The 23,128-nt window shown below is 55.6% G+C and carries 21 protein-coding genes; 4 read left to right on the forward strand and 17 right to left on the reverse strand.

Going from position 1 to position 23,128, the window contains the following annotated elements:
* Positions 1-92 precede the first annotated feature (92 nt).
* From AC07YV_RS21850 to AC07YV_RS21890, 9 genes are all read right to left on the reverse strand, one after another.
* Positions 93-704: a hypothetical protein gene (locus AC07YV_RS21850; RefSeq protein WP_102701194.1), complete on the reverse strand. Its 612-nt coding sequence runs from the start codon at positions 702-704 to the stop codon at positions 93-95.
* A 2-nt stretch (positions 705-706) separates the two neighbouring features.
* A complete protein-coding gene (locus AC07YV_RS21855; RefSeq protein WP_102701193.1) occupies positions 707-2,146 on the reverse strand; it encodes an AAA family ATPase in 1,440 nt (479 codons plus the stop codon).
* Between the two features lie 341 nt (positions 2,147-2,487).
* A complete protein-coding gene (locus AC07YV_RS21860; RefSeq protein WP_102701192.1) occupies positions 2,488-2,820 on the reverse strand; it encodes a transcriptional regulator in 333 nt (110 codons plus the stop codon).
* Between the two features lie 50 nt (positions 2,821-2,870).
* Positions 2,871-3,035 (reverse strand): hypothetical protein, encoded by a 165-nt coding sequence (locus AC07YV_RS21865; RefSeq protein WP_158248455.1) that lies wholly within the window; start codon positions 3,033-3,035, stop codon positions 2,871-2,873.
* A 118-nt stretch (positions 3,036-3,153) separates the two neighbouring features.
* Positions 3,154-3,348, reverse strand: coding sequence for a hypothetical protein (locus AC07YV_RS21870; RefSeq protein WP_008048542.1), 195 nt, complete (start codon positions 3,346-3,348; stop codon positions 3,154-3,156).
* Positions 3,349-4,077: 729 nt separating this feature from the next.
* Positions 4,078-5,034: a DUF2806 domain-containing protein gene (locus tag AC07YV_RS21875; RefSeq protein ID WP_102701191.1), complete on the reverse strand. Its 957-nt coding sequence runs from the start codon at positions 5,032-5,034 to the stop codon at positions 4,078-4,080.
* A 698-nt stretch (positions 5,035-5,732) separates the two neighbouring features.
* Positions 5,733-6,971: a HEPN domain-containing protein gene (locus tag AC07YV_RS21880; protein WP_102701190.1), complete on the reverse strand. Its 1,239-nt coding sequence runs from the start codon at positions 6,969-6,971 to the stop codon at positions 5,733-5,735.
* A 52-nt stretch (positions 6,972-7,023) separates the two neighbouring features.
* Positions 7,024-7,239, reverse strand: coding sequence for a hypothetical protein (locus AC07YV_RS21885; protein ID WP_102701189.1), 216 nt, complete (start codon positions 7,237-7,239; stop codon positions 7,024-7,026).
* A gap of 277 nt (positions 7,240-7,516) precedes the next feature.
* Positions 7,517-7,786 carry a short-chain dehydrogenase gene (locus AC07YV_RS21890; protein WP_102701188.1) on the reverse strand — a complete coding sequence of 90 codons (270 nt, stop codon included), beginning with the start codon at positions 7,784-7,786 and terminating at the stop codon, positions 7,517-7,519.
* A 458-nt stretch (positions 7,787-8,244) separates the two neighbouring features.
* Here AC07YV_RS21890 and AC07YV_RS21895 point away from each other — a divergent pair, with 458 nt between their 5' ends.
* Positions 8,245-11,862 (forward strand): calcium-binding protein, encoded by a 3,618-nt coding sequence (locus AC07YV_RS21895; protein WP_146025389.1) that lies wholly within the window; start codon positions 8,245-8,247, stop codon positions 11,860-11,862.
* 172 nt (positions 11,863-12,034) lie between these two features.
* Positions 12,035-12,256, forward strand: a complete 222-nt coding sequence (locus tag AC07YV_RS21900) for a hypothetical protein (RefSeq protein ID WP_102701185.1) — start codon at positions 12,035-12,037, stop codon at positions 12,254-12,256.
* Between the two features lie 53 nt (positions 12,257-12,309).
* Here the strand turns inward: AC07YV_RS21900 and AC07YV_RS21905 are convergent, their stop codons facing one another.
* The 7 genes from AC07YV_RS21905 to AC07YV_RS21935 form a co-directional block, all read right to left on the reverse strand.
* Complete coding sequence (locus tag AC07YV_RS21905; RefSeq protein ID WP_102701184.1) at positions 12,310-12,738, reverse strand: DUF2628 domain-containing protein; 429 nt, start codon at positions 12,736-12,738, stop codon at positions 12,310-12,312.
* Positions 12,739-12,904: 166 nt separating this feature from the next.
* The gene (locus tag AC07YV_RS21910) at positions 12,905-13,666 is read right to left on the reverse strand and encodes a transporter substrate-binding domain-containing protein (RefSeq protein WP_102701183.1); all 762 of its coding nucleotides are present in this window, start codon (positions 13,664-13,666) and stop codon (positions 12,905-12,907) included.
* Positions 13,667-13,782: 116 nt separating this feature from the next.
* Positions 13,783-14,706, reverse strand: coding sequence for a copper homeostasis membrane protein CopD (copD, locus tag AC07YV_RS21915; protein WP_102701182.1), 924 nt, complete (start codon positions 14,704-14,706; stop codon positions 13,783-13,785).
* Positions 14,707-14,709: 3 nt separating this feature from the next.
* Positions 14,710-15,093 carry a copper homeostasis periplasmic binding protein CopC gene (gene copC / locus AC07YV_RS21920; RefSeq protein ID WP_102701181.1) on the reverse strand — a complete coding sequence of 128 codons (384 nt, stop codon included), beginning with the start codon at positions 15,091-15,093 and terminating at the stop codon, positions 14,710-14,712.
* 52 nt (positions 15,094-15,145) lie between these two features.
* The gene (locus AC07YV_RS21925) at positions 15,146-16,072 is read right to left on the reverse strand and encodes a copper resistance protein B (protein WP_102701180.1); all 927 of its coding nucleotides are present in this window, start codon (positions 16,070-16,072) and stop codon (positions 15,146-15,148) included.
* 10 nt (positions 16,073-16,082) lie between these two features.
* A complete protein-coding gene (locus AC07YV_RS21930) occupies positions 16,083-17,789 on the reverse strand; it encodes a copper resistance system multicopper oxidase (protein ID WP_102701179.1) in 1,707 nt (568 codons plus the stop codon).
* Positions 17,790-17,869: 80 nt separating this feature from the next.
* Positions 17,870-18,595 carry a murein L,D-transpeptidase catalytic domain family protein gene (locus AC07YV_RS21935; RefSeq protein WP_102701178.1) on the reverse strand — a complete coding sequence of 242 codons (726 nt, stop codon included), beginning with the start codon at positions 18,593-18,595 and terminating at the stop codon, positions 17,870-17,872.
* An 82-nt stretch (positions 18,596-18,677) separates the two neighbouring features.
* Between AC07YV_RS21935 and AC07YV_RS21940 the strand changes: the two genes are divergently transcribed.
* The gene (locus AC07YV_RS21940; protein WP_102701177.1) at positions 18,678-20,432 is read left to right on the forward strand and encodes a L,D-transpeptidase family protein; all 1,755 of its coding nucleotides are present in this window, start codon (positions 18,678-18,680) and stop codon (positions 20,430-20,432) included.
* A 425-nt stretch (positions 20,433-20,857) separates the two neighbouring features.
* Here AC07YV_RS21940 and AC07YV_RS21945 read toward each other — a convergent pair whose 3' ends face one another.
* Complete coding sequence (locus tag AC07YV_RS21945) at positions 20,858-21,325, reverse strand: hypothetical protein (protein ID WP_102701176.1); 468 nt, start codon at positions 21,323-21,325, stop codon at positions 20,858-20,860.
* A 183-nt stretch (positions 21,326-21,508) separates the two neighbouring features.
* On the opposite strand from AC07YV_RS21945, the gene AC07YV_RS21950 reads away from it, so the two are divergent.
* A complete protein-coding gene (locus tag AC07YV_RS21950) occupies positions 21,509-23,107 on the forward strand; it encodes a sensor domain-containing diguanylate cyclase (RefSeq protein WP_102701175.1) in 1,599 nt (532 codons plus the stop codon).
* The last annotated feature ends 21 nt before the right edge of the window (positions 23,108-23,128 follow it).

Below are 23,128 nucleotides of genomic sequence, written 5' to 3' on the forward strand. Positions count from 1 at the left end.
GCCGACTGTTTTCAACAGAATCGGCCAAATGCAGCCATTCGGCGTATATAAATTGAAGGGCGACTCACTTGATACTGTAAAATAGTAATATATTAAGCAAGTAAGTCTGTGAAGCCATCAACTTCAATAATTGGGGGGGATAACATCGGCTGTACAGTAGCTACTATCCCTTTGAAAGAGTATGGTTTGAACCCGGTCGCGTAATCAGCTAACAATGTCCTCATTTTAGTTTTTGAAGCTGCTGCTAATCTAATGAACTCATCCTCATCGGCGGCCTTTAATCGCAATCTTAGAGGGTCACATACCAGCCAGATATTCAATGTGACCAAATTATAAGGCGCCGCTAGATTGTCAAATACGTGAGCATAGTCCTGGGCAAAAAAACGCTCAAATATCGTGTCGAATTTCTCTTTAATGTCTGATCGCTTTACATCGGCTAGTCGGGACGACTTAAGTTCCGCAACATACAAATGATAGTCATCGCCGTTAGCAACAAAAACTATTCCGTCTGCCGACTTTGGAGTATATCCCTTCATTCTTTGCGTACAGTAGTATAAATCCGGCTTCATGATAATAGCTTTATCTACATCTACTTCATCGCCAATCAAGAGAGACTGTCCAAGGCTTACGGAAATTCCCTCCTCTTCGATCGAATAAGCTAAAACTTCAAATACTTTTTCGTCAGAATAAAGTTGCGAGATCATTTTTATTTTGAACCCAACAGATTTAGCTTTTCGGCCAACAGAGCCTCCGAAGCATCGGAGAAATTATTATCATCGATGCCGTACTCATCGATACCCTGAGCTCGACCAACACTACCCTTCGAGGTCATATCAAAAAGATCGCATTTTACTTGCTCTGGCAATAGCACGCCACCGACGATCAAGTTGCTAACCTTGTTAAATACGTAGTTACTATGAGAGGTCATCACAATGTGAACTCCGTATTTAGCTAGTTCAGCATATAGCTCCGTCATTTTTAATTGGTTATCAGGATGCAAATGTGCCTCAGGCTCCTCAATCACCAATATTGATTTAGAAATCTCCAATTTTTGTTTAAAGCGGCGCGAACTCTTAGCCACACGCCCTACGCGAATGGCTCCTAAAATATGACGAATATAGACAACGACTGGTCCAATTTCTGAAACCATGGATGAAGTAGCGGATAAATCTAATCTAAGGTCGGTACCCTCAGGTCGGTAGTACAAACGCTTTTCTTCAAAGTCGTATTCAATTTTCCCTTTTAGTACAGATGATTCAATTTTGTCAGCAATTGCCCCCAACTCTGGGAACGTCAACTCTGATACGTCAGAAATGCTCGTTAACTTAATAAAGTAATCACTCAGCTGTCTTGATATCGCCGGCAACTCGATCTTAGAACTTAAAAATGATCTGCTCTTTGATAGCTCCGCAATAATTTGACCAAAGGCAGACAGTGCCTGATAAAGGCCAGAGCGAGAGGCCGGAAGATAATTTATATCCCTGAACCCGTTTAGCCCAGAAAGCAATTTACTGGTAGTCTGCGCAAATGCACGCTGCCGTATCTTTTGAGCGTGCTCCTTTACGCCCGCCGTCTTATAAATGACAAATGTGTTATTCTGAAAAACCGGATCGCGATTTTGCTTAGATTCTCGATATACAACTTTATACCCAAGATTTATGTTCACTACCGAAAAAGAGCCAACATCCCCAGCGACCGTAAATTCGAGTTTCGGTAATGTCACGGTTATCTTGGCCTGAGTTGCACCAGACATCTTATTAACGACGGACCCTACCTCCTTGTAAGAACCATCAACATACTCAGAAAACACATTAAGAAAGGACTGGGTAATTGCAAATTTGACGCACTCTTTATAAAAAAGCGTTATATCTATATCTCTGGAACCTAATTTGGCTTTTAATACCTTGTCCACTTCAGCATCAGTTTTATCATCAAAATAATCTTCCTGAGCCTCCATGAACTCTGCAAATTGATAATATCTCCACGGGAGGGTAGCAAGGTCTAGAAGAGACTTAACAACAAAGTAATACGCAGACAAAACATACGACTTACCAATATTGTTGTCACCAATAATCAGTTGAAATATTTTGTCACTGTCAAACTCAAAACTACTAACTGGCCCGAAATCTTCGATTTTAACCTGCATCCGTGACTCCTTTCAGTGATTTGGTCTAATTAGCACGCTTTGCAAGTAAAGTAAATAGATTTCATAGTTATCATCTGATGGCAAGCGAGCTCTTCTCTGGGAGAAACATGCAAACGCTGATTGTGTTCGAGTACTAATGCCAACCCCAGCAATCTCCGAATAACGCTAGCTTTAGGTCTACTAATATCGATCAATCGGCATGGATTGGCGTGAGGTGTGAATCGACCGTTGTTTTGTAAACGCTGCGTGACTGCTTTTGGCAGTTCTCTGCCGATCATGATTACAAAGCAGGTTGGTCAAATCCGATGCCATCTCTGGTCAGGTCGAACGTAACCGGTTGGTCAAGTGGAGGGCAATTTCGCAGTAACTTGGGCTTCAGCCAAAGCCGGCGGGCCGGCTGGTAGTGGCCCTAGTTCGACGTTGGCCCCCTGCGCCCGCATGGTAGCCACGACACGGGCTAATTCCTCTTCACTCAGCGTCAGCAACGCCGCCATATAAAAGTGCATGTGCATGCCCATCACGCGGTCCTCAGTACGGCCCGTGTACTTCCGCCACTGTGACCCTTTCCCCAATCCGGCCAGATCCGCCATCTGTGGACTGGTGAACCCCAGTTCGATTTTCAGGCGCGCCAGATCTTCCGCCGTAGGCGGTCCATAATGCTGAATTCGTTTCATTGAAAGTCCGAAAGCCCCAACACACTGGGGCAAAATCTGGAAAAGGTCAGTTACAGGTGCGAGATATAGGTGTACGCCATGAACACCATACCGGCGCAGGCGGCACCGATTAAGAACGGCACGAAGCCGTAGGTGGGCTTCTTGCTCAGGAGCTTGTCCAGGGCGGCGATCTCATCGGCCATCGGCTTGATCGGCGTCTTGTGGGTGTGGTTCATCGTTCATCCTCGTAAGGGTTGGCAGGCGCGCCTATCGCGGCCCTTTTGGGTAATTTGGACTGATTCCCGGTAAAGCTCAAGGCCGAGAGGGTTGGCCCCGATGTTCGGGGCCGGTGACTCAGGGTTTGTTTAGCAGGTTGATCAGGGAAACTACCGCGGTAATCAGGGCCGCTCCAACCAGTAGCGGGTAAAACATTCCTTCCCTTCTCAACTTCTGTTCTTCGGCGATTAGCTTGCGGGTCTCAGCGACTAACTTCCGATTTTCTAGCTGGAGCTTATCCAGTTCGAGGTAGGCTTTTTCATCTAGGTCCATCTGGCTTCCTTGGTTTGGGCGGCGCCTTCTGCGTCCCCCTTGGAAGTCATATTGACCCTTTTAGGGTCAGATAGAAAGGTCGTGTTGTGCCAACATTTCCACTATTTACGTGACTGCACTGGCTGCCGCTGGCGCTTGGGCAGCGCACGCCCCCATGTGCCTTCTCTTAACTGGAAAAACTCTTGCGCGAAGAAAGCGCAGGCAAGGAACGCACTTTTCCCCCTCCCGCCGACGGGCTTTGGGTCCTCTTTTTGTGCAAAGCGGATGGGTGGTGCAAAGCATGTTGCACCGCAGGCCGGCCGTGGGCTCTGACCGGTGAGTGGTTGTTTCACAACGTGCAAAGTTTTGCAAAAAAGTGAGAGGTGTTTGCAGCAGATAGTCTGATGCAACAAAAAACGGCGAGTTTATGAACCTCCCTATTTACAGGGCCGCCCTGGAAAAAAATGCTCTTTTCGAGGGTTTTCATAATTTTGACGTTCACATCAACAGGGCAACAATGGTGCCGCACACTCATACAAATTGCGCTGGAGGCCAGTAAAAGTAGGGTGTGTGGGAGTTCAGAGCATTTCACAAAATTGTTCACTTCCGCGCCTGCTATTGTTAATAGCTTGGGCGTCGGTTGAGTCACTCAAAAAGACCGTGGCCGGACGCTGTTTTAAGCGGATCGATGGGGGAACGGTTGAAAGTCAGCGCCTAGGGTACAGGCGCTGACAGCGAATAACTACTGAATCAATAAACGTAGCGTTTATGTAGCGCTCTCAATTGCAAAAGTTTATTTTCGAATGTGTCAAATACTTTGCGTCCTGTTTCACTCGATGTAATTGTGCACATCGAGGCAAGAGCCGAACCAGCCCTAGTCGTAACTATGGCAGGAATGAATTCATTTTTAGGGGATATCGCTGCTAGAACATCATTCTGGTAACGAAATTGCACTAGCTTTTGCGATTCTAGATGTACTCCCATTTTATCGTCGTAGACCAATAAGCCTGTGTGCTGTAGTTGATAGAGTATGTTGCTGATGTTGTATTTATTTCCGTTGATGTCAAACTCTACATCGAGAGTGTCGTGTTCAAGGGGTAATACATAAACTTCGTACATTTTTAGTGACGCGGAAAGAATTGCGTCGAAAAAGTAGAACGATTTCTGATCAAGCTTCCCGATTGTGAACAGAGTGTCTAAATCAATTGTTCCTGGTTTATCTGCTTCTATGGCAAACGCCTTTGCCAAAAGATTTTGGCGCCACTCTTCATTTAGTTTGCTAGCTAGGTCGTTGAATCGGTCAATCCAGGTGTCATTAATGTTGATGACTTCATCGACAGCAACATCTTCTTGTTGGTTTTGGTCTAGTTCCAAGTAGCGAATGTGGGTTGGGACTTTCGAGTAAACCAGTAGTTTATTTATTTCTTTGGATATTAGATTTATATTTTCTTCCGCTTTGATTCGTTCTAATCCCGTTTTTGACAAGCTGTCTCGCCGTTGCTCTGATTTTAGCTCGACGAGTGCTCGTGTTTCAGCAAAGAAGAACTCGGCATAACCTGCCACTTGGGCTTGCTTTTGTTTGAAGTCTAGGTATTTGAATTTTGCATAGTCGAACTGAGATATGAAAAGCGGGCCTACACTTTTAGTAAGGTTAACGCAGGTTTTAATAGCAGTCCCGATTCCTTTGACACTGGCAGCGTCGATCATCTAATCATCCTTTTATATTTAAGTGTCCGATACCAAGATATAAGCAGCCCAACGATAGTCATTTCTGGCTTGACAGTCTATCACCGAGGTTGACGCCTGAGATCAGGAAAATCGTGCTTCAGATTCAACCAGGTTCACCTTCATGAATCCGATCCAATTCTTGCGTTTTAATGCGATTGATTCTTAAAAATGGGGTGGTCATCTCCAAAAGAGCGATATCAGCTATACGGGGGCGGCAATGGGTCTGGAGGCCCCGGTTTTACTGGGCTTTCGGTATTACAAGGGAATGTAATATTAAGCGATATGAAAAGTAATATTTCCGCCAAACCCCCGGATTCATTGGGTTTTAAGGAGTGGAAATATAGCTTTATAGAAAGGTAATAATATCGCCTTCCTATCGCTAAAATATCGCCTTTGCATAAAACGGCTGGACGCCTTGATCTACGTGGGCTGTAGCTGATTTTCGGAGGAGATATTACTAATATTACTTTTTTTTGGACCCCCCACAGATTTTAGGATTGGCACCTATACAGGGGGTTGGGGTCAGGCTATGCGGGATTTCATCAAACGTCCCCCAGTACGTCCCTGTGTGGGATGCGGTAAAGGGTGAACAGCGCTGCAGGCCTTGAAAATAGTGGAGCGGGAGAAGGGAATCGAACCCTCGTTATCAGCTGGGGAAGCTTGGGCGGGTGCGTAGCTCAAAGATCAAGATGTTTTATCTCTTTGAAGATTGCGAATTCCAAAATACTTTTGCCCCAATTTAAGTGGCCAAGTTGATTGCTATCAAGCTCCGTAGCATTTCCATGGACTAGTTTTGATCTGACCTCGTATAGCTCCTTAAAATTTTTCTTTATTGCTCGCCTTCCCTTGATATTGTTGCTTATCAAGTACGAGCACCGATCTGCAAGCGTCTCGGTTAGATTTCCATTGTAGGTCATGTCGCCCAGTAACGCTTCTAGTCCAAAGCAGACTTGTAAGAATGCCAATGTCTGATTTTCAACAATGTACGAGTCGAAGCACCAAATAATGGCTGCCTTCACTCTTGTCGCCTCATCGCCGGAAAATTCAATTAATTGTACGGGTTTAGTGAGCGTTGAGGTGATTGTTCTGTCTAGTTGGTTTTGTTCGTTTGAGTTTTTGATGGATTCGTCATCCCAGTTTATATCTATGCTGTTCAACAACTTGCATAGATCTATTGGGAGTTCGGAGGTTATCGTTTTTGGTTTTTCAAAGCCTTCGTCAATAGAGACGATGGTAAGCTTTTTTATGTGATGGTGGGTTAGTAATCCGAAAAGACCGAAGCCGGCTTTACCTTCCTTGGATTGTTTGAATAAGCCTTTGGTTATTCCCTGCTGGAGAATTATTTTGAAGTTGTTGATTGCGATTTTGTTTCCTGTGCTCTCGAATCGTCGACTCGCATGCCCATAAATTCTTTGCTTTAAATAAACTTTTCCTAGGTCTAGCTTGTTGTCTGGAGATAGCAGGCTGCGAGTGTATCCGCCGGGAACTTGATCTGCCTCGAGAAAAGAAACTAGTGATGCGTCTTTGCTGAGTATTATTGTTGTAGGGATGTTTTTTGTGATTTCTGGAATAGGTAAATAAACATGGATTTCTCTAGGTATTGATAAAAGATAATCCCTAAAGGTATTAGTTAAGTGTTGACCATTTTCTTCGCCGAGAATCTCGTTCCAGAGTTGCCCTTCGATTGCCGGGCTTTCACCTACTACGGCCCTGACTGCTTCATAGGTGAAATCATAAAATATAGAGAAGACGTCTATTGAGTCTATCCATTCTTTTTTGTCTTTTAATATTTCTTTAGATAATGACTCGAGGTGTGTGGATACGGATTCATAATCTGGCCAGCTATCTTTTATTAGGCAGTTTTTGAGAACGCCTCGAATTTTGTTTTCGATCCTTTCTATTCTTTTTGGGTCCAATTTTATACCCCTCCATTAAAATAAGAAAAAACACGCGCGGGTAGTGTCAAGGCTAGTAATTATTCATTGTTTTCAGGCGTGCTAATCCCTGCTTTATAAAACCGGCGTTTTCACCAATTCGATCTAGCGCCGTGCGGGCGCTGTCACCGAAGTCGGAGAAACCCTGCTGCTCTGCTAAAAGGGTCAGTTCCATGATGGCAGCTTCCAGGGCTATCTGGTTTTCGTAAATCTTTTCTAGAACAACTGGGAGGGAATATTCACTTGCCATGCCTTTAACTCCATTTGGAAAGCCTTAAGCATAGGCGAGAGTGCCCCTGATTGGAGCCGAAAAGGGTTGCTTAAAATTTGCTTCAAGACAAAGCGAGAGAAACGCGTTTAGGAGGAGGGTGGTACGAAACTGGTACAAAGAAAATCAGAGAGTTACCAAGGCCTTTGTTTACGGGCGATTGTGAGTTAGTTGCTCCAATCCATCATCGACGCGTTTTCATCCCGGGTAGTAATCATGAATGCAAAAGGACGCCCCCGAAAGGCGCCCCTTTTTTGCATCAGGACAACTCAGCATCCATCCGCCGCGCAATCACATCCAACACATCACAACCATCGCGCAACGGCACGCAGCACAACAACGCAAAGTCGCTGAGAACCACCGTATCGCTGGTGATGTCACCCCGCATCGCAAGATTTTCAAGAATCTGCGTTACAGCTCGAATTCTGTAGCTGGCCGTGCTGAGCAGTGAATGCAGAGGCTGGGTGGTGTTGACGAACAGCGAGGGCAGGTCATCGGCATTGCTGGTTAAAGCCATGTACTCATTCATAAGTGAAGCTCCATTAGTTTATGAGAGCTATCACTCAATCGTCGCCAAACGAGAGGGTGGTAGCCGTACGCGGGTTGGCGAACCGGGCAATGGAGAAACCGGCAGACCCTGAGGTCTCCCGCGCACAGCCACCATAAAACAGGCAGCGAGATGCGTTCCGAAGCGCTCCGAAATGGTCGAAGGCTTCAGTTCAATTGCAATCGAGTCGCCAAACCCGAGACGCCGTGAGGGCGTGGGCCGGACTATAGGACTCGTGGCAAAGGCGCAGCAATGGCGGAGTGTACGGACAATTCCTGATGTCGTGTAGGACGCTGCTCTTTTTGAAACCCTGCTTCCCCCAACCTCCCATAAATCGGATCCATACCCGACAGACGAGCTAGCGTTTTGATGGCACCCATCTATCCTCAATCTCTCAAATCTCCGCGACTCGCCTCGTCATCCTGCAGAAGGGGTATGCCATGCCAAATTTTGGTGAAACTCTGATCAACACCACGACTGCAGGGGAACAGGGAGATCCCAATATCTACGGGTTGATCGATGGTGGTTTTGTCATTGCCTGGCAAGGCAATGGTGTGGGTGACGCCACCGGTCTCTTTACCCAGCGCTATAACGCCAGCGGTGCCAAGGTGGGGGGCGAGACGCTGGTCAACACCACGCTGGGGGGCGAGCAGAGTCAGCCTTCGGTGGTCGGGTTGCTTAACGGCGGTTACGTGGTGACCTGGTCCGGTCTCAATACCGGTGGGGTGCAGTGCATCTTTACCCAGCAGTACAGCGTCAGCGGGGCCAAAGTCGGTGGCGAGACTGTGGTCAATACAACCACGGCAGGCTTTCGCGATTCCCCTGAAATTACCGCCCTGGCCGACGGTGGTTATGTGGTGACTTGGGGGGCAGAGGAAACCGCTGGCGACTTCGGGTCTTTTCTGCAGCGCTTCAATGCCAGCGGGGTCAAGGTCGGTGGGGAAGTTCACATCAACACCACCACTGCGGGGCCTCAGGATTTTCCACAGATTTTTGGTGTTCCCGACGGTGGTTACCTGGCGGTGTGGGAGGGGGATGGTCCGGGAGATGACTACGGCATCTTCACCCAGCGCTTTAACTCGGCTGGTGCCAAGGTCGGTGGGGAAACCCTGGTCAACATACCCTCTGTGGATACCCAGTCCGAGCATATGGTCGCTGTGCAGGCCAACGGCAATTACCTGCTCGTCTGGGAGTCTTACCCGAATACTGTTACCGGAGTGGAACAAAGAGACGTATTTTCCCAGCTCTATAACTCCGCCGGCGGCAAGATTGGCCCGCAGACCCGGGTCAACACCACGACCACGGGTGCTCAGGGAGAGGCTCACGTCTCGGTAATGTTCGATGGCGGTTATCTGATCACATGGGTCGGCAACGGCCCGGGTGACGCATCCGGTGTCTTTACCCAGCGTATTAATGCCAGTGGCGCTCTGGTCGGTGCGGAAACCCGTGTCAACACGACGGTAGCGGGCGATCAGATCATCACACGGGTGACCACGCTGATTGATGGCGGTTATGTGGTGGTGTGGGAGTCGATCGGCCAGGACGGCGCAGGTTCAGGCACTTACTTCCAGCGTTTCGATGCCAGCGGCAACAAACTGACCGGCCTGGCGGGCGATGCCGCGGCCAACGTGCTGACCTGGGCGGGTGTCGGCAGCGTGGTCATTGATGCCGGGGCGGGTAACGACACCCTCACGGGCGGCAGTGCAAACGACCATCTCAACGGCGATGCGGGCAACGACACGCTCAACGGTGGTGCCGGCATCGACAGGATGACCGGCGGCGACGGCTCCGACACCTACTTCGTCGATAACCTGTTCGATGTCGTCGTTGAAACCAATGCCGTTGCGGCTACCGGTGGCATCGATACGGTCAACACTACCCTGGCGAACCACGTCCTCGGCGCCAACGTGGAAAACCTGCGCCTGTTGGCAACCACGGCCGCCAACGGTACCGGCAATGCATTGAACAACACGCTGTTTGCCGGTGCCGGCAACAACGTTCTCAATGGCGGCGATGGTGTGGATACCGCGTCCTACGCCTTTGCCGCCAGTGCGGTGACGGTCAGCCTGGCTGTCACCACCGCCCAGGCCACTGGTGGCTCGGGCAGCGATAGGCTGCTGGCCTTCGAAAACCTGACCGGCAGTAACTTCAACGACACCCTGACCGGCAATGCCGGTGCCAACACCCTCAGTGGCGGCGCGGGCAATGACACCCTCAATGGCGGTGCCGGTGCAGACACTCTGGTGGGTGGCGACGGTTCGGACTCTTACGTTGTCGATAACGTCGGTGATGTGGTCAGTGAAACCAATGCCGTCGCGGCGACCGGTGGCACGGATACGGTCAGCAGCACCTTGGCCGGCTATACCTTGGGCGCCAACGTGGAAAACCTGCGCCTGCTGGCAACCACGACTGCCAACGGTACCGGCAATGCGTTGAACAACACGCTCTTCGCCGGGGCCGGCAACAACATTCTCAACGGTGGCGACGGGGTCGATACTGCGTCCTATGCCTTTGCCGCCAGTGCGGTGATTGCCAGCCTGGCTGTCACCACCGCCCAGGCCACGGGTGGCTCAGGCAGCGATACGCTGCTGACCTTTGAAAACCTGGCGGGCAGTAATTTCAATGACACCCTGACCGGCAATGCGGCGGCCAACACCCTCAGTGGCGGCGCGGGCAATGATGGGCTCAATGGTGGCGCCGGCAATGACACCCTCGATGGAGGGGCCGGCGTCGACACACTGGTGGGGGGCGACGGTTCGGACACTTACATCGTCGATAACGTCGGCGATGTGGTCAGTGAAACCAATGCCGTTGCGGCTACCGGCGGCACAGATATGGTCAGTACCACCCTGGCCGGCTATACCCTGGGCGCCAACGTGGAAAACCTGCGCCTGCTGGCAACCACGGCTGCCAACGGTACCGGCAATGCGTTGAATAACACGCTGTTTGCCGGGGCGGGTAACAACATTCTCAATGGCGGCGATGGTGTCGATACCGCGTCCTTTGCCTTTGCCGCCAGTGCGGTGATCGCCAGTCTGGCTGTCACCACCGCCCAGGCCACGGGCGGCTCAGGCAGCGATACGCTGCTGGCCTTCGAAAACCTGGCGGGCAGTAACTTCAACGACACCCTGACCGGCAATGCGGCGGCCAACACCCTCAGTGGCGGCGCAGGCAATGATGGGCTCAATGGCGGCGCCGGCAATGACACCCTCGATGGAGGGGCCGGCGTCGACACACTGGTGGGTGGCGACGGTTCGGACATCTACTTTGTCGAAAACGTCGGCGATGTGGTCAGTGAAACCAATGCGGTCGCCGCCACCGGTGGCACGGATTCTGTCTACAGCTCCCTGGCGGGTTATACCCTGGGCGCCAACGTGGAAAACCTGCGCCTGCTGGCAACCACGGCCGCCAACGGTACCGGCAATGCATTGAACAACACGCTGTTTGCCGGTGCCGGCAACAACATCCTCAATGGCGGCGATGGTGTCGATACCGCGTCCTTTGCCTTTGCCGCCAGTGCGGTGACGGTCAACCTGGCCCTGACTACTGCTCAGGCCACCGGTGGTTCAGGCAGCGATACGCTGCTGGCCTTCGAAAACCTGACGGGCAGTAATTTCAACGACACCCTGACCGGCAATGCGGCGGCCAACACCCTCAACGGGGGCGTGGGCAATGATGTGCTCAATGGCGGCGCCGGTAACGACCTGCTGACAGGCGGGGCGGGTGTTGACCAGCTCAATGGCAATCTCGGCGCCGATCGCTTCGACTTCGATGCCTTGAGCGAAATGGGCCTGGGCGCCTTGCGCGATGTGATTGGGGATTTCAAAACCAGTGAAGGCGACAAAATCGACCTGTCGACCCTGGACGCCAATGTGGCCACCGCGGTCAATGATGCCTTCAGTTTTATCGGGGCGAACGCCTTCAGCAGTAACGCGACCGGGCAGGTGCGCTTCGCTGGTGGCATCCTGTTCGGCAGCACCGATGCCGACACGGCTGCCGAGTTCGAGATTTCCCTGATTGGTGTTGCGACACTCGCTAGCGCAGACATCATTGCCTGATGGTGCGTCGCTGGGGCTCTATACCTGTGCACTTGGCAAGATATCGCCCGGTGCACAGGGTTCCTGAACCGATGCTGTCGCCGCGCATTGTTTCATGATGCCCGGCACAGACGAGGCATAGGATGACCGCCAAAGGTCATGTCCCCACGCCCCAACCCACAGGAATAAAAAAATGATCGCCAACCTGATCAAGGTCTCGCTAATCGCAGGTGCCGTGCTGTTGAGCGCCTGTTCGGGTGTGAGTGCCCATCGTGATTATTCTGCCGACTCGGTGCAGCCGGCCGGCTTTGGCCCGGGACCCACCCACAGCAACGCCAACCCGATGAGTTTCCATGGCAGTGCGCTGGGCAATAGTTTTGGCGAGTATGGTGCGGGGTTGTTGCACGACGATTGACCAGTGACGCAAAACGGTGGAGTGATTCCACCGTTTTGCTATCCGGGCGAGACTCAGGCCAGCCTTAAGCCTTCAAAAGGATTCCAGCCTTGCGAGCCTTTTACCTGTTTCAGGTAGTAGGCGTAGTTGGCGCTCAATCCGTACATCAGTGCAAAGGCGACGTTCATACCGGTGTCGAAGGCTTTGGGGGCTTGTTCATAACCCAGCAGGGTGAAAATCAATGCCAGGGCAAAGGACAGGGCAACGATGATCGCGATGATCGCCAGGTTCTTTTTCCACAGCCCAAGCACGAAGAAATAGATCGGCCCGAAAAAAAATGCGATGAAGTTCAGGTTGATCAGGATGCGCTTGCGCGCTGGCAGCTGTTTGAAGCCCCGTTTGAAATCGGGGCTTTTTGGGGCGCCGTACTGATCAAAAAAAGCGAAACGTTCCTGCCATTTCGGGCTGACATTGTAGGTTTGCAATTCATCCGTGCTGCTCATTGTCTGTCCTTTTTTGAGGGTTCTGCTCGGTCGAGGCATCGACCGGATTATCGTTCGGTGTGCTTGTCAACGCGTCTTGCCTGTGACCGGCCTGCTACCGGTGCGAGAGTAGTTTCAAGGATGTAACGAGATTTAACAAGGCATGACCAAGCGCCTTGGCATGCCGTTATTTGCCCTCAGGCACCGCCAGCCACTGCCGCAGAATCTTCTGATATTTGCCCGTTGCCTTGGCCAGGTGCAGCCACTGATCGACGTACAGCTTCCAGGTGATGTCGTCACGGGGCAGCAAGTAGGCTTTTTCGCCGTATTGCAGGTAGTGCGTCGGGTTGACGGCGCACAGGCCCGGTTTGAGCTTCTGCTGATACAGCGCCTCCGACGCATCGGTGATCATCACGTCAGCCTTTTTATCCAGCAGTTCCTGGAAGATGCTCAGGTTATCGCGCAGCTGCAATTGCGCCTGGGGCAGGTAGGCGTGGACGAACGCTTCGTTGGTGCCGCCGGCGGGTTCGACCAGGCGAACCGAGGGCCGGTTGATCTGTTCGACAGTCTGGTACAGCGCCTGGTCTTCGCAACGCACCAATGGGATTTTGCCGTCGACGTCCAGGATGTTGCTGAAGAAGGCTTTTTTCTGCCGTTCCAGGGTGACCGAGATGCCGCCCATGGCGATGTCGCACTTGCCGGCGAGCATGTCGGGCATCAGGGTTTTCCAGGTGGTGGGCACCCACTCGACCTTGACGCCCAGGCTGTCGGCCAGGGCGTGGGCCATGGCGATGTCGATGCCGGAATACGCGCCGTCCTCGGCCTTGAGGGTGTAGGGCTTGTAGTCGCCGGTGGTGCAAACGCGCAGTTGTCCCTGTTGCATGACGCTGTCCAGATGCGAAGGTTCTGCCTGGGCGCCAAGGGAGAGTGCGAGCAAGCCGCCGAGCATCATTGCTCTGTTGATTTTCGTCATTGATATCGGGCTTTTGTGCTGGAGTGGTTTTGAAAGGGGGAGTGTAGTGAAACTTTCACCGGTGTGAAAAATCAATGCCCCTTGAAGATGCCTCATTCCACTTCCGGGCTCAACGTCCCCAACCACGCCACCAACCCCACAATCAAAACCGCCGCGGCCATTTCCACGACCACACTGCGTCGAAGTGCATGGGCTGCCACGCGATACTGGCCCTCGCGCAATGACCGCTCCAGCAAGGGGCCAAGATGAAAGCGGTTCAGCGCCGCCAACACCAGCATCCCGGCAAACAGCAGCACTTTGATCGTCAGCAGAATTCCGTAGTGGCTGAGTAAAACCTCATCGAGTCTCGGCCCGACGATGAACAGGTAGTTCACAACGCCCGTCACGGTGATGATCACGACGACCAGGGCACCGACAAGCTCGAATCGCCTGACGGCGTGAACCAACAACCGTATGTGTGCTTCGGTTTGCACGGCCCGGGGTTGCGCCATCAACGCAAACGCCAGCAACGCGCCGAGCCAGGCGCCCGCCACCAGCAGGTGCAGGATGTCTGTGGTGAAGTGCCAGTAACGACGGCTGCCTTCGTCCATGGCGCCATGCCCGCTCCAGGCCAGGCTGGCGAGGGCAATGCCGCCGGCAGTGCTGGCGATTGCCAGGCTGAGGCCGGGGGCGCGTGGGTTGAGCATCACCGCCAGACCTGCGACCACCAACGCAATCATCCGCACGGCCCAGGCCATCCCGACGTCTGTCTCGAACAGCATCATCTCGAGGTGAGGGCGTAGCTCGGCAACGTCTGATTCGCCGCTCATGGCGCGGACCATCAGCACCATGCCGGCGATGGACAGCAGTGCACCGACCCCGGCAGTTCCCGTCAGCCATCGGCGAAAGGGCAGCACCGTCCCGGATCGCCGTTCCTGTCCTTTAAAGCTGTAGAGCCCGAACAGCGCCACGCCAAACAACAGCATCAAATCCACATACAACACAAACCGCAGAACGACGTTGGCCGGGTCGCTCATCGATCATTTCACTTTGAACGTGACGTTGCCGGTGATCGGATGGGTGTCCGACGACACCGCGCGCCATTCCACCTTGTAGGTGCCGGCAACCAGGGGGGCTGTCGGGGTGATGAGCATGGTTTTCGGATCACTGCCGCCGCTGACCTTGGCCTTGACCGGCATCGGGGCGTGGGCCATGCCGGGCATTTCGGTCATCAGCAGTTTGGCGCCGGAAAACTGGGTGACGAGGTTTTCGGAAAAGTGCAGTTCGATCTTGTCGGGCGGCGCACCTTCTGCGCCTTCCACTGGGGTGGAGGCGAGCAATTTGGGGTGCGCTTGAGCGAGGGTGCTCATGAGCAGACCGCTGAGTAACGCGATAACGACGGCGGCGGGTTTGATGATGCGCATGCAAGGTCCTTTACCGCTCGAAGCGGCTGTTGTTGGTTTTGGCTGAGTCTGTTCAGAACCACATCCGAATACCGAGCACGAGGCGGGCTTCGCTGCGATCCTCGCCTTCGTCGTTGGCGTAGTCGGCGGTGTTGCCGTAGGTGCGGTTCCAGGTCACGCCGAGGTAGGGCGCGAATTCCCGGCGGATTTCGTAGCGCAGGCGCAAGCCCGCCTCGGTGTTGGACAGCCCCGCGCCGATGCCCCGTTGCGGATCGTTTTTGCCGTAGGCGTTGAGTTCGACGGTGGGCTGCAGGATCAGCCGGTTGGTCAGCAGGATGTCGTAGTCGCCCTCCAGCCGCATGGCGCTCTGGCCGCCTTCGCCGATGAAGGCCGTGGCTTGGGCCTCGAAGTTGTACAGCGCCATGCCTTGCACGCCGAAGGCGGCCCAGGTTTGCGGAGCGCCGGGTTTGAAGTCCTGGCGCACGCCGCTGACCACGTCCCACCATGGGGATATGGCGTGGCCCCACAGGGCCTGGATTTCCGCATCCTCGGTCACGCCGTTGGTGCGCTCGCCTTCGGAGCGCAGCCACAGGCGATCGATGTCGCCGCCGACCCAACCGGACAAATCCCAGGCCAGGGTGCTGCCGTCATCGGCGTCCTGCCATTCGAGTTTGTCGGCGAGGAAAAACGAATTGAGTGTGTTGTCGTGCACATGGTGGCCGGCGGGATCGGCATACACCGCCGCGCGATCGGCATCGGTCAGCACCGGGATCGGCGTACGGCTTTCGCTGGGGGCGGCGGGCTGCATCTGGGCGTCTTCCATGCTTTGCATCTGACCTTCGTCCATGCCTTGCATCTGGCTGTGGTCCATCTGGCCATGATCCATGCCTTGCATCTGGCCATGATCCATCTGGCTGTGATCCATGCCTTGCATGCCGTCGCTGGCGGCCATCGCGGTCGAGGTCACGAGTGCGAAAAAAATCGGGGTGAATCGAATCATGGGGTGCGCCTCATTCTTCCACGCGAACTTCACGGAACATGCCCATTTCCATGTGGTACAGGAGATGGCAGTGATAGGCCCAGCGGCCGAGCGCATCGGCCGTGACCCGATAGCTGCGTCGGGAGCCCGGTGGCATGTCGATGGTGTGTTTGCGCACCATGAACTGGCCGTTCTCGTCTTCGAGGTCGCTCCACATGCCATGCAGGTGGATGGGGTGCATCATCATCGTGTCGTTGACCAGCACGATCCGCAGCCGCTCGCCGTACTTGAGGCGCAGGGGCTCTGCGTCAGAAAACTTCACACCGTTGAACGACCAGGCGAATTTTTCCATGTGCCCGGTCAGGTGCAGCTCAAGGGTGCGGCCAGGCTCGCGGCCATCCGGGTCTTCGAAGGTGCTGCGCAGGTCGGAATAGGTGAGCACGCGCCGGCCGTTGTTGCGCAGGCCCATGCCGGGGTCGTCGAGTTTCGCTGAGGTGGACATGGCTTGCATGTCCACCAGCGGGTTGTCGGTTTCCGAGGCAGGGTGGGACTGCATGCCGGGCATGTCCCCCATGGCCATGTTGCTGTGGTCCATGCCCGCCATGCTGCCGTGGTCCATGCCGGCCATGCCCATGTCATCCATGGTCACCAGGGGGCGTGGGTCCAGTGCTGGCAGCGGCGCTACCCGTCCCGCCTGCACCGCCAGGGTGCCGCGTGCGTAGCCGGTGCGATCCATCGCCTGGGCGAACAGGGTGTAGGCCGCCTCGGTCGGTTCGACGATAACGTCGAAGGTTTCCGCCACGGCAATGCGAAACTCGTCGACGCTCACCGGTTTGACGTGCAGGCCATCGGCGGCGACCACGGTCATTTTCAGGCCGGGGATGCGCACGTCGAAGTAACTCATGGCCGAGCCGTTGATGAAGCGCAGCCGCAGCTTTTCCCCCGGGCGGAACAACCCGGTCCAGTTCATGTCCGGCGCCTGGCCGTTCAACAGGTAGGTGTAAGTGGCGCCGCCGACGTCCGCCAGGTCGGTGGGGTTCATCTTCATCTCGGCCCACATTTTGCGATCGGCGACGGTCGGCCCCCAGCCTTTTTCGCTGACGTCGTGGATGAAGTCGCCCACGGTGCGCTTGTTGAAGTTGTAGTAATCGGACTGTTTTTTCAGCGTCTTCATCAGGTCGACCGGGTCTTCGTCGGTCCAGTCGCTGAGCATCACCACGTAGTCGCGGTCGTACTGGAACGGCTCCGGGTCCTTGGCGTCGATCACCAGCGGACCGTAGACGCCGGATTGCTCCTGAAACCCCGAATGGCTGTGATACCAGTAGGTGCCGTTCTGCCGCACGGTGAACTGGTAGACGTACAGGCCGCCCGGCTCGATGCCCTTGAAACTCAGGCCCGGCACGCCGTCCATGTTGGCCGGCAGCAAGATGCCGTGCCAGTGAATGGAGGTGTTGTCCTTGAGTCTGTTGCGTACCCGCAGCGTCACCGTATCGCCTTCACGCCAGCGCAGCAGCGGGCCGGGAATGCCACCGTTGATGGTCAGTGCAGTGCGCGGGGTGCCGGTGAAGTTGACCGGGGATTCGCCGATGAACAGGTCGAACTCATTGCCGGCCAACACCTGCGGTTCGCCGGGACTGCTGATCGCCCAGACCGGCGTGCGCCATAACCCGAGGCCGCCGAAGAGCCCGCTGATGGCCAGGCCTTTGACGAAGGTGCGTCTTGATGTGTGGGAGTGCATGCCGTGTGTTCCGCCCGTCAGCCTGTTGAACTTGTCGACGAGGCTAGCGGGCGGTGCCTTTCAGCTGGCTGAGGCGGGGATTACAGTTTTGACAGGTTGGACGTCGTTTTCTGGCTTGAAGTGGACTTTTCCCTTGAGGCCACGGTGTCGCCGCAGTTGATGTAGGAGGACGACTTCAACCAGCGCTGGTCCGGGTAGTAGGAAAACAACAACTGGCCGTCCTTCATCGAATCAATCAGCCGATGGGCAATCGCCGGCCTGACGGCCGGGCAACCCAGGCTGCGGCCGATGCGGCCATTGGCGCGGGCCAGCACCGGGCTGACGTAGGGCGCGCCGTGAATGACGATGGCCCGGTCAAAGGCGTTGTCGTTGAAGCCGGGCTCCAGGCCTTCCATGCGCAGCGAGTAACCGTTCTGGCCGAGATAGCTTTGCTGGGTGCGGAACAGACCGAGGCTGGTGGCGTGGCTTTCGTTGCGGTTGGAGAACAGCGTCGCCATGTTCTCGCCGCTGTTGCGACCATGGGCGACCAGTTCGTGAAACAGCAACTTGCGCCGTTTAAGGTCGAAGACCCACAGGCGTTGTTCAGTCGAAGGCAGGGAGTAATCGATCACCGCCAGTCTTTGGGCTGGGGCGACGCCTTGGGCACGGCTGCATTGGGTGGCGCGAACGGCCAGGGCAATCACTTTGGCGTCGGCGCCTGGTGCTGCTTTGACCAGCGCGTTTTCAAGCGAATCGGCGTAGGCTGACGTTACTGAAAGGCACGTCAGTAATATGGCAAATAAAAGGCCAGAGCGGTTTAGCGCCATAGTCGGGTCTCATCATGATAATTTCGAGTCTAGCAGCGCGCGCAAAGCTGGCGCCGTTGAATCGGGGGATTAAGGATTATCCATGGTGCAATTAACAAGGTCATTCGTCATAAGCCGCATGTTTTTTATGGGCTTTCTGATCAGCGGTGCAGCCTTTGCGCAAACTTCGCCGATTGAGCCGGTATCTGCCGCGAGCAGCCTAAGCGATGCCGCGGCGCCCGACGATGCGGTCGGCCAGGCGATTCAGGCAACGCTGGAACCGCTGCGTTCGGCCTTTCCGCCGTTGCTCACGGCAAAGCGCAACCAGCGTGTGGACGTCAGCCGGGTGGTGCTGGATTTCTATATGCATCGCAACTATCGCGCCGCATGGACAGACGATCATGATGTGGTGCAGTTACTCAAGAGCCTTGAAGACACCCGGATCGACGGCCTGAACCCGGCGGATTTCCGCATCACCGAACTGGCCCAGGCCCATGAGTCGCTGGTGGCCGCCATGCCTTCCACGGCACAACGGGCGATGTTCGACATGGCGGCCACCCGCACCTTCATCACCGCGCTGTTGCAACTGCGCCGGGGTAAGGTCGATCCGTCGCGGCTGGACATTCACTGGAATTTCGATCCTGCCGGCGGCAATGCCCGCGAGGACATGAACAACCTGTTCGCCGCCCTCGATGCCCATGACGTGGCACGTGCATTCGCCGATGCGCCGCCTCAGGAAGAGATTTACCGCAATTTGCGTGAAGGCCTGGCGCGGTTGCGCCAGGTGCGTGATGCGGGCGGCTGGCCGAAAGTCACCGAAGGTCAATCGCTCAAGCCCGGCATGGACGGGGTGGCGGTCGCTCAATTGCGTGCGCGCCTGGTGGCGGGCGGGTACCTGGACCCGCATCTGGCGAAAAAAGCCGGTTACGACGATAAGGTCATCGCTGCGGTGAAGAAGTATCAGACCGAGCAATACCTGGGGTCCGATGGCGTGGCGGGGGCGGCGACGCTGGCGGCGCTGAATGTGCCGGTCGAGGCGCGGATCGATCAGGTGCGGGTCAACATGGAGCGCGCCCGCTGGCTGTTGTACAAACTTCAGGGCACGTTCGTGATCGTCGATATCGCCGGCTACAAGGTGGCGATGTACCGCGACGGTCTGCCGATCTGGCGTTCGCGGGTGCAGGTCGGCAAGCCGGTGCGCAGTACGCCGGTGTTCCAGGCCGAAATCACCTACATCACGTTCAACCCGACCTGGACCGTGCCGCCGACCATCCTCAAGCAGGACGTGATTCCGAAAGTCCAGAACGATCCTGGCTATCTGGCGGCCAACCGGATTCGTGTGCTCGATCGCGAAGGCAATGTGCTCGATCCCTCGGACGTTGACTGGAGCAACCCGCGAGGCATCCGCCTGCGTCAGGATGCCGGCCCCGACAGTTCGTTGGGGCAGGTGGTGATCCGCTTCCCCAATGACTATGCGATCTACCTGCATGACACGCCGCACCGCGAGCTGTTTGCCAAGACGGTCCGGGCCACCAGTTCGGGCTGCATCCGCGTGGAAAACCCGCTGCAACTGGTCGAGTTGTTGTTCAACGACCCGGTGCGCTGGAACAGTGCCGGGATTCAAAAGCAGTTGGCCAATGGCAGGACCGAGAATATCCAGCTGCCGGTGAAGGTGCCGGTGCTGCTGGCCTACTGGACCGTGGACCTGAGCACTGACGGGCGGGTGACGTTCAAGCCGGACATTTATGATTACGACACCCGGGTGTTGCAGGGCTTGAGTCAGCCGACGAAATTGCCTCCGCTGGACTTGCGTCAGGCAGAGATCCCGCTGGTGGTGACGGGGCGGAACCAACAGTAACCAAAGCTGGCTCCTACAGTTTCGGCGTGGGCATGGCCCCTTGTAGGAGCTGGCCTGCCAGCGATGGACGTTAACGATAACGCGGGTGATCCGGATAAACGCGGTCCCCTGTAGGAGCTGGCCTGCCAGCGATGGGCGTTAACGATAACGCGGGTGATCCGGATAAACGCGGTCCCCTGTAGGAGCTGGCCTGCCAGCGATGGACGTTAACGATAACGCGGGTGAACTGGATAAACGCGGAGCATTCGAGCCCATCGCCAGCAATCTGGCTCCTACAGTTTCAGCGTGGGCACGGTCCTTTGTGGGAGCTGGCTTGCCAGCGATGGACGTTAACGATAACGCGGGTGAACTGGATAAACGCGGCGCATTCGAGCCCATCGCCAGCAGGCTGGCTCCTACAGTTTCCCGAGCCCTGTGGCACCCACCTAAAGCGCCAACCCTTGTTGCACCACGACAAGCAGATCGCTTTCTGTCAGCGCCACCGCATCCAGTTGCGCTGTGGCTTGCTCGATCGTTTGTAGCCACCAGTGTGTTTCGCCGTGTTCGTCCACGGTGCGCAACAGGGCGAACTCGTTGCCCGGGGAGTGAATCTCTACGCGCCCCTCGCCATCGGCGGTGAAGCGTGCAACCGGGTCAAAGGTCATGCTGTGCCCGTTGCCGGAGATCACCAACTGGTCGATGGCGTAATCGTAAGCGTCACCATCGGCATGACTTTCGAACACGTGGGTGGCGTTGCGCCGCAGGACCAGGCCCGCTTCGGTCAAGGGCAGCAGCCAGTGCTCTATCCGTTGATACAATTCGTAGACCTGGCCCGGCCAGCCATCGATCGCCTGATCCGCGCTGGTCAGCCCTGTCTGTTTCAATTTTTCGGCGAGTTCGTCTGCCTTGCTCATGTCGATTCCCTGTATGGAGGTCAGTCTAATCGTAGCTCGTTGACGCACAGGCAGTGCTGCCCTGGGTCATGTTTGCAGCGCCACCGGGCAGGGGGGAGACCGCCGGGCAAGTGGTTGCCCCTTTGTCGTGGATAACCCCGTAAACTACGGCCCACAAAAACTGAGGGCTTTGGGCCGTTGCCCATGCCTTGCCCCCGACAGGATGAACTTTTGCCCACGCGCTTTGACAACCCGGACCACGCCCCTGGCGTTGCATTGAAACGCATACCGCTGCGCAAGGCCGCGGTGTTGTTCATTGCGACGGTGTGTCTGTGCCTGTGCGGTTTGCTCTACCTGCAACTGGAGCAGTCCCGTCGCCATGATCTGAGCCTGGCGCAAGTGGCGTCTTCGAACCTGACGCGGGCCATGGCGCAGCAAGCCGAAGACACCTTCATGAAGGCTGACCTGGTGCTGACCAGCCTGGTGGACTGGATTCAGGTCGACGGTTTCGGCCAGGACATGCGACCCCGCTTGCAGCAGACCTTTGCCCGGCGGGTGCTGGCACTGGATCAATTGCACGGCATCCTGTTGTTCGACCAGAAGGGCCAGTGGGTGGTGACCTCGTTTGAAAACCTGCCCCGGGGTACCGGGGTCGCGGATCGCGAGTACTTCAAGTATCACCAGCAGAACATATCATCGGTGGCGCATATCGGCCCGGCCATCCGCAGCCGGGAAAACGGCGAGTGGATCATCCCTGTTTCCAAACGGGTCAACGACAGGAACGGGTATTTCCAGGGCGTATTGCTGGCCGGCATCAAGATGTCGTACTTCGACCAGTTCTTCAAAAGCTTCAGTCTCGACGACAACGGCTCGATGTTTCTCGGCTTGACCGATGGCACGCTATTGGCGCGTCGACCTTTTGTGGAGGCGCAGATCGGCGCATCCCTGGCCCAGAGCGAGATTTTCCAGAAGTCCCTGCCACAGGCCACTTCCGGCAATGCGATGTTCACGTCCGTCATCGACGGTGTGACGCGCCTGTACGGTTACCGACAACTGGAGGCGTATCCACTGGTGGTCACCGCGGCGTCGTCCACGGAATCCATTCTCGCGGGCTGGTACGACACGGCATTCCGCTCCAGCCTCATCGTTGCCCTGGTGTTGCTGGGCGTGGGGTTGTTCGGTTGGGTGTTCATTCATCAGGTGCGCGTGGGTGAGCGGGTCGAGTCGGATTTGCGCAGGGCCCAGCAAGCACTTGAGCTGATCGCCACGCATGACAGCCTGACCGGCCTGGCCAACCGCCGGTTGTTCGAACGGGCGATGGACATCGAGTTCGGGCGCGGTGCCCGGCAGGCAAGCCCCTTGAGCCTGATCATGCTCGATATCGATTACTTCAAACGCTACAACGACACCTACGGCCACGTGGTGGGGGATCACTGCCTGGCCGAAGTGGCACGCGCGCTGAAGAGTTGCTGCCACCGCAAGGCCGATCTGGCGGTGCGCTACGGCGGTGAAGAGTTTGCGGTGCTGCTGCCCGACACCGACATCCATGGCGCCATGACGATTGCCGAGCAGATCCGTCGCAGTGTCATCGACAAGAACATCACTCACACCGGCTCACCCAATGGCTACGTGACGGTCAGCCTGGGTTGCTATTCGTTCGTGCCCTCGGGGCGGGACAGCATGGACGTGTTTGTCCAGCGGGCGGATGCGGCGTTGTATCAAGCCAAGCATTCGGGACGGAACCGCGTGGCTACGTTGTCGATGGCCGGTGGTGGCGAGGCATTGATGCGCTCCGATCGTTGAAGTGCTTTTGCTGCCGGTAGT

This window comes from Pseudomonas sp. GW456-E7, assembly GCF_059424105.1.

Excerpts from the sequence above, each read along its gene's own strand:
- AC07YV_RS21850 (WP_102701194.1), bottom strand. The coding sequence starts at position 704 with ATGATCTCGCAACTTTATTCTGACGAAAAAGTATTTGAAGTTTTAGCT.
- AC07YV_RS21855 (WP_102701193.1), bottom strand. The coding sequence starts at position 2,146 with ATGCAGGTTAAAATCGAAGATTTCGGGCCAGTTAGTAGTTTTGAGTTT.
- AC07YV_RS21860 (WP_102701192.1), bottom strand. The coding sequence starts at position 2,820 with ATGAAACGAATTCAGCATTATGGACCGCCTACGGCGGAAGATCTGGCG.
- AC07YV_RS21865 (WP_158248455.1), bottom strand. The coding sequence starts at position 3,035 with ATGAACCACACCCACAAGACGCCGATCAAGCCGATGGCCGATGAGATC.
- AC07YV_RS21870 (WP_008048542.1), bottom strand. The coding sequence starts at position 3,348 with ATGGACCTAGATGAAAAAGCCTACCTCGAACTGGATAAGCTCCAGCTA.
- AC07YV_RS21875 (WP_102701191.1), bottom strand. The coding sequence starts at position 5,034 with ATGATCGACGCTGCCAGTGTCAAAGGAATCGGGACTGCTATTAAAACC.
- AC07YV_RS21885 (WP_102701189.1), bottom strand. The coding sequence starts at position 7,239 with ATGGCAAGTGAATATTCCCTCCCAGTTGTTCTAGAAAAGATTTACGAA.
- AC07YV_RS21890 (WP_102701188.1), bottom strand. The coding sequence starts at position 7,786 with ATGAATGAGTACATGGCTTTAACCAGCAATGCCGATGACCTGCCCTCG.
- AC07YV_RS21895 (WP_146025389.1), top strand. The coding sequence starts at position 8,245 with ATGCCAAATTTTGGTGAAACTCTGATCAACACCACGACTGCAGGGGAA.
- AC07YV_RS21900 (WP_102701185.1), top strand. The coding sequence starts at position 12,035 with ATGATCGCCAACCTGATCAAGGTCTCGCTAATCGCAGGTGCCGTGCTG.
- AC07YV_RS21905 (WP_102701184.1), bottom strand. The coding sequence starts at position 12,738 with ATGAGCAGCACGGATGAATTGCAAACCTACAATGTCAGCCCGAAATGG.
- AC07YV_RS21910 (WP_102701183.1), bottom strand. The coding sequence starts at position 13,666 with ATGCTCGGCGGCTTGCTCGCACTCTCCCTTGGCGCCCAGGCAGAACCT.
- copD (WP_102701182.1), bottom strand. The coding sequence starts at position 14,706 with ATGAGCGACCCGGCCAACGTCGTTCTGCGGTTTGTGTTGTATGTGGAT.
- copC (WP_102701181.1), bottom strand. The coding sequence starts at position 15,093 with ATGCGCATCATCAAACCCGCCGCCGTCGTTATCGCGTTACTCAGCGGT.
- AC07YV_RS21925 (WP_102701180.1), bottom strand. The coding sequence starts at position 16,072 with ATGATTCGATTCACCCCGATTTTTTTCGCACTCGTGACCTCGACCGCG.
- AC07YV_RS21930 (WP_102701179.1), bottom strand. The coding sequence starts at position 17,789 with ATGCACTCCCACACATCAAGACGCACCTTCGTCAAAGGCCTGGCCATC.
- AC07YV_RS21935 (WP_102701178.1), bottom strand. The coding sequence starts at position 18,595 with ATGGCGCTAAACCGCTCTGGCCTTTTATTTGCCATATTACTGACGTGC.
- AC07YV_RS21940 (WP_102701177.1), top strand. The coding sequence starts at position 18,678 with ATGGTGCAATTAACAAGGTCATTCGTCATAAGCCGCATGTTTTTTATG.
- AC07YV_RS21945 (WP_102701176.1), bottom strand. The coding sequence starts at position 21,325 with ATGAGCAAGGCAGACGAACTCGCCGAAAAATTGAAACAGACAGGGCTG.
- AC07YV_RS21950 (WP_102701175.1), top strand. The coding sequence starts at position 21,509 with ATGCCTTGCCCCCGACAGGATGAACTTTTGCCCACGCGCTTTGACAAC.